This window comes from Hydrocoleum sp. CS-953 (genome assembly GCF_002260545.1).
Lineage (GTDB): Bacteria > Cyanobacteriota > Cyanobacteriia > Cyanobacteriales > Microcoleaceae > Trichodesmium.
The window spans coordinates 1-4,947 of sequence record NZ_LGSU01000837.1; the positions used below are offsets into that span (position 1 = coordinate 1).

General features: G+C 35.7%; 5 protein-coding genes. 2 read left to right on the forward strand and 3 right to left on the reverse strand.

Annotation, left to right across the window (positions count from 1 at the left end; all coding sequences use genetic code 11):
- Window positions 1-114 precede the first annotated feature (114 nt).
- Together AFK68_RS10685 and AFK68_RS10695 are read left to right on the forward strand one after the other, a co-directional pair.
- Window positions 115-672 carry a hypothetical protein gene (locus AFK68_RS10685; protein WP_094672687.1) on the forward strand — a complete coding sequence of 186 codons (558 nt, stop codon included), beginning with the start codon at window positions 115-117 and terminating at the stop codon, window positions 670-672.
- A gap of 396 nt (window positions 673-1,068) precedes the next feature.
- On the forward strand, window positions 1,069-1,731 hold the full coding sequence (locus AFK68_RS10695) for a Crp/Fnr family transcriptional regulator (protein ID WP_094672689.1): 663 nt from the start codon (window positions 1,069-1,071) through the stop codon (window positions 1,729-1,731).
- Between the two features lie 37 nt (window positions 1,732-1,768).
- Here AFK68_RS10695 and AFK68_RS10700 read toward each other — a convergent pair whose 3' ends face one another.
- The 3 genes from AFK68_RS10700 to AFK68_RS10710 all read right to left on the reverse strand — a co-directional run bounded on the left by AFK68_RS10700 (window position 1,769) and on the right by AFK68_RS10710 (window position 4,938).
- Window positions 1,769-2,950 carry an FtsW/RodA/SpoVE family cell cycle protein gene (locus AFK68_RS10700; RefSeq protein ID WP_094672690.1) on the reverse strand — a complete coding sequence of 394 codons (1,182 nt, stop codon included), beginning with the start codon at window positions 2,948-2,950 and terminating at the stop codon, window positions 1,769-1,771.
- Between the two features lie 139 nt (window positions 2,951-3,089).
- Window positions 3,090-3,587 carry a GNAT family N-acetyltransferase gene (locus tag AFK68_RS10705; protein ID WP_094672691.1) on the reverse strand — a complete coding sequence of 166 codons (498 nt, stop codon included), beginning with the start codon at window positions 3,585-3,587 and terminating at the stop codon, window positions 3,090-3,092.
- 751 nt (window positions 3,588-4,338) lie between these two features.
- Complete coding sequence (locus AFK68_RS10710; protein ID WP_094672692.1) at window positions 4,339-4,938, reverse strand: tRNA-(ms[2]io[6]A)-hydroxylase; 600 nt, start codon at window positions 4,936-4,938, stop codon at window positions 4,339-4,341.
- Window positions 4,939-4,947 lie beyond the last annotated feature (9 nt).

Below are 4,947 nucleotides of genomic sequence, written 5' to 3' on the forward strand. Positions count from 1 at the left end.
TGCAGACTGCGGTCAGTGGTCTTCTGTGAAGCAGGAAGCTAACTCCAAAACCCTCTTGGGTAAGTTTGGGTAAGTTTAGTAAAACGGTTAGCAGATAATGACTTACAAATATCTGTGCCTACTCCTCCTCCTTTACCTGGAGCTCCTCCGCTTCCTCCTGGAATGTCTCCGTTCCTATCAGTACTAGATTCTAAAGAAGGGTCAGCAATCAAACAAGCCGTTTCTTTAGATGATGATTCTACTCTGAGTTTTGATTGGAAGTTTCTTACCAACGATGGAGATAGAAATCCTGCGTCTGAGCTTCCTCCTTTGCCTGGGGCTCCTTCTTTTCCTGACGTTCCTTCAGATCGCGCGATTGTAACTATATATGACGGGACAGATACGGTGATTGAGACTTTTGCCCAAAGTGAAGGTGATTTCCCTGGTCCCCTGACACCAGGTGAATTTGCTAAAAAATCTCAAGGCACATTCTCAAAAGATCTTGCTGCTGGCAATTACACGGTGGGCATAGCAGTTTATGATTTAGATGGAACTGATAAGACCTCAGCTTTACTGATTGATAATGTTGCTGTAGAAAAGTTATCTGTCAAGACTCCTGAACCTGTTAATATTTTAGGGATAATAGCAGTTGCTGGTATTGGTTATTTTACCAAGCGTCGCCGCGATAATTAAACCCCTAGAGCATAATACCTCTTTTTATCTATACAGCCACTTTCATTTAGGTAGACCACAGTAGGGACCTTCCATGGAACGTCCCTACAACGTTTTGGTTGTAACGTGAGGTCATGTAATTGAAAAATTTGACCGAAATATTTTGGTTTAAAGCCTCCCCTTTTAAGGGGATAAGAAATAAAAATTTTCCTGTTCGTCAATCCTCTTCTTTTTAAGGAGAGGTAATTCTCAATTCTCAATTCTCAATCCTCAATTCTTGACTTCTGACTTTTGACTTCTGACTTCAAAAAGCTTAACCTATTAGTAATCTTTTAATTACCTAATTTTTACTTTACTGAGATAAACTCAATGCTGTGTATCAGAAACCAGTATTGTGTTAAGTAAAAATATTTAAACATGGCTCCAACTTCAAGAGCAATTATAGAGACTAATCAGCATCATGTAGACTCTGAACGTCATCTACACTTTTATCAAAAAGGAGAAACAATACCTTTAATGTCCCAAGGTATTTGGCAAATTTGTCAGGGTTTAGTGCGACTCAGTACCGTTTATCCAGTAGGTGAAGAAGGTCTTTTGGGTTGGGCAGGGCCTTCTATGTGCTTTGGCAGTTGTTTTTCTTACTTGCAAACTTATCGGGCAACTGCTTTGTCAGATGTTTGTTTAATGTGCTACACAATGATCGAAATAGAGGCTTCTCCAAAACTAACCCAAGAGTTGTTGCCTCAGTTAGGAAGAAGGTTTCGGCAAACAGAGGCTTTATTAGCGATCGCTGGACAACGACGGGTAGAAGACCGCCTACATCAGCTATTATTTTTGTTAAAGCAAGAATTTGGTCAATGTATGGGTGATGGTACTAGGTTAAATATTCGCTTGACCCATCAAGATATTGCTGCTGCAATTGGTACAACACGAGTAACTGTGACTAGACTATTAGGAAAATTAAAACAGCAGGGGTGGCTGAGTATAGATAAATATCGCCATCTAATCTTGAGAAATGAGAATTTTGCCAACTCATCAGATTTGTTTGGATTTGACAGAAATACTAATCACAAAACTTAATTTGCTATTTCTAGCTAATACAAAAAATGGAATAAATTTATTGCACATAGCGTCGCCGTCGTAAACGACGTTCTTTTAAGATTAAAACTTCTGCCTGATTTTCTTCTCTAGCAACGCGAACTAATAATCCAGCTAAAAGCAAACTACCAATCATTGAACTACCACCATAACTAAATAGTGGTAATGGTAAACCTGTAGTTGGTAGTGCCCCAGTAGCAACACCTATATTAAGTAAAGACTGTCCTACTAAGGCTATCATCACTCCAATTGCTACAAGTTGATGTTCCATGAGTCTAGCTCTAAAGGCAACTTTCAAAGCAAGAATACTGTACATAGCTAATAAGAGAAATAATACTAAGGCCCCTACAAAACCCAACTCCTCAGCATAAACAGAAAATATAAAGTCGCTATAGGGAATAGGAAGAAAATGTAACTTTTGTTGAGATAGTCCAAAACCACGTCCCCAAATATCTCCTGAAGCAACTGCTAATAAACTTTGAACCAACTGATAACCATCACCCATTGCATCTGACCAAGGATTCGTGAAAGAAAGAATCCGCCTCCTTTGATAATCATTAATACTGACACTAATGGTGGCTAAAAGAAATCCAGCTAAAGCGATACCTCCAAGATAAAAGTAAGGTAGTCCAGCAGCAAAGGCAATGAACCATAGAATCATACCACATAAAGCTGTGGTACTCAAGTTAGGTTGTAGGAGAATAGATCCTAGTACCAAAGAAAAAATGGATAACCAAGTTATTCTAACTAACCAACTCACGCGATTCCATTTACTAAACAAATAAGCTGCTTGTAGTACCAGGAAAGGTTTCATTAGTTCAGAGGGTTGAATAATGACTGGGCCTAAAGATATCCAGCGAGTTGCTCCATTAATAGTGGTTCCTACTCCTGGTATTAAGGTTATCAATAATAGAGTAAGTATCAGAATTAAACCTACTTTGGCACTTTGTAATATTCGATACAAGGGGGTATAAACAACTACATTGAATCCTACCATCCCTATTAAAACCCATATTAACTGGCGTTTAAAGAAGTAGAGGCCATCTCCAGATTCTGTTGCAGCACTCGCATAAGAAGCTGAAAATAATACTACTAGACCTATAGATAACCAGAGAAATGTTAACCATCGTAATAATCTAGCTTCTATTGCCCATGTTTGGACTTTCGGGTCAAAAAAGGGTATTAGATAACGTAAATACATAATCTAGGGAATAGGGAATAGGGAATAGGGAATAGGGAGTAGGGAGTAGGAACTCGGATAATTGATTGTATTTTTTATTATTGGAGATTTCTAATAGGAAATAGAGAATAAAAATTTTATTATACCACAGTGAGTTGTTTTAGTCTACTACTATAGGACACAAAACTTTTTTATAAATGCGATCGCAACGTTTTGTTTCGACGCCAGTTGTTAATTGATAACCATTACTTTCATATAATTTAACAGCTTCTTGTAAGACTGTTGCTGTTTCTATCCAAATTTCTTGAAATTGAGATTCAGCAATTCTTTTTTCTAATTCTTTTAATAAGAATTTTCCTAAACCTTGACCTCTAATTTCTGGTAATAGGTACATTTTTCTAATTTCGACTGCTTTATTACCTCGTTCAATTGGATAATATGCAGCAGTTCCTACTATTTTTTCTTGTCGTTCTATTACCCAAAATTCTCCTCCTATATTTTGATAGAATTTTTCTACTTCTAAGACATCTCGATCTGCTCCTTCAGGTTCCCATTTGAGATTATATTCAGCGAGAACATAACCAATAATATTTGCTGCTATTTTACGGTCATTTTGTTGCCAATTTCTAATTAAAAATTCACGATAATATTTTTTCATTTTTAGGGAATAGGAAATACAGTTATCAGTTATCAGTTATCAGTTATCAGTTATCAGTTATCAGTTATCAGTTATCAGTTATTAGTTATTAGTTATTAGTTATCATAGCAATTAGGAATAAGATGTGATAAAAAACTGTAGGGGTTTGGTCTCCAAACCCTAGCTAAGATGGTTTTTTTCAACCAAACCCCGTTAGATAAAATATTACAAATTCTCACAACTCACAACTGATTGCTATAGTTATTAGTTATTACTTAGCAATTCTAAATTGTAATATTTGATTGTAGGAGTTTGGTCTCCAAATACCATTTGCGTCTTGGTTTGGAAACCAAACCCCTACGGTTTTTTTTTCACAAATCATTTCATCTTGCTATATATTTATACCTCTTTTCATTAACATAGAATACAGAGATTTTTGGTTAAAGGCAGAAGGCAGAGGGCAGAAGTTTTGTAGTCTACCTTTGTGAAAACNAAATCATTTCATCTTGCTATATATTTATACCTCTTTTCATTAACATAGAATACAGAGATTTTTGGTTAAAGGCAGAAGGCAGAGGGCAGAAGTTTTGTAGTCTACCTTTGTGAAAACCACTATAATTACTATGGCTATATTACGACTAAATATTAGGAGTTAGGAGTTATAAGTTATAAGTCAGAATTAAAATCTTCCTAGTTTAAACTATTTTTACTGATTAATTTAGACTTCTGAATGCTAATTGCTAATCGCTGAATGCTGATTAATTATTATTAATTAACTATGAATCCGAGGTTCTGGATGTAAATTACTCAGTATCTCACTTTCAAATATTGCTAATTCTTCTAATCTTTTCTCAACAATCATTTGTTCACAATAAGTTGTAGCTAAAATCCAATATACTCCATAATGCCTGGCTTCAGATGCCATTAAACTACGATAAAATTTTGCTAATTCTGGTTCAGGACAATAATCAGCAAGTAAACCCAAACGTTCGTGACTACGAGCTTCAATTAAACAGTAAACTAATAATAAATCTAACATTCTTTCTGGTTCATTCCGCCGAACTTGACTATTTAAAGCTGCTCCATAAGGAGGAGAATTTAGGGGAGCTAATGGAATATTACGACGTTCTAACCACTGGTTTACTTGTTCAAAATGTTCTAGTTCTTCACGGGCAATAGCTGTTAACATTTTGATCATTTTAGCATTAGAAGGATAGCGAAACATTAAATTTAAAGCTACTCCTGCTGCCTTTCTTTCACAGTGGGAATGGTCTAATAATATAATGTCTAAATTGGCAATTGCTTGTTCTATCCAAGCTTGGGAAGTAGGTTGTTTTATATATTTAATTGTTGGTGTTTTTGATAATTGTATAGTTATTCC

Excerpts from the sequence above, each read along its gene's own strand:
- AFK68_RS10695 (WP_094672689.1), top strand. The coding sequence starts at position 1,069 with ATGGCTCCAACTTCAAGAGCAATTATAGAGACTAATCAGCATCATGTA.
- AFK68_RS10700 (WP_094672690.1), bottom strand. The coding sequence starts at position 2,950 with ATGTATTTACGTTATCTAATACCCTTTTTTGACCCGAAAGTCCAAACA.
- AFK68_RS10705 (WP_094672691.1), bottom strand. The coding sequence starts at position 3,587 with ATGAAAAAATATTATCGTGAATTTTTAATTAGAAATTGGCAACAAAAT.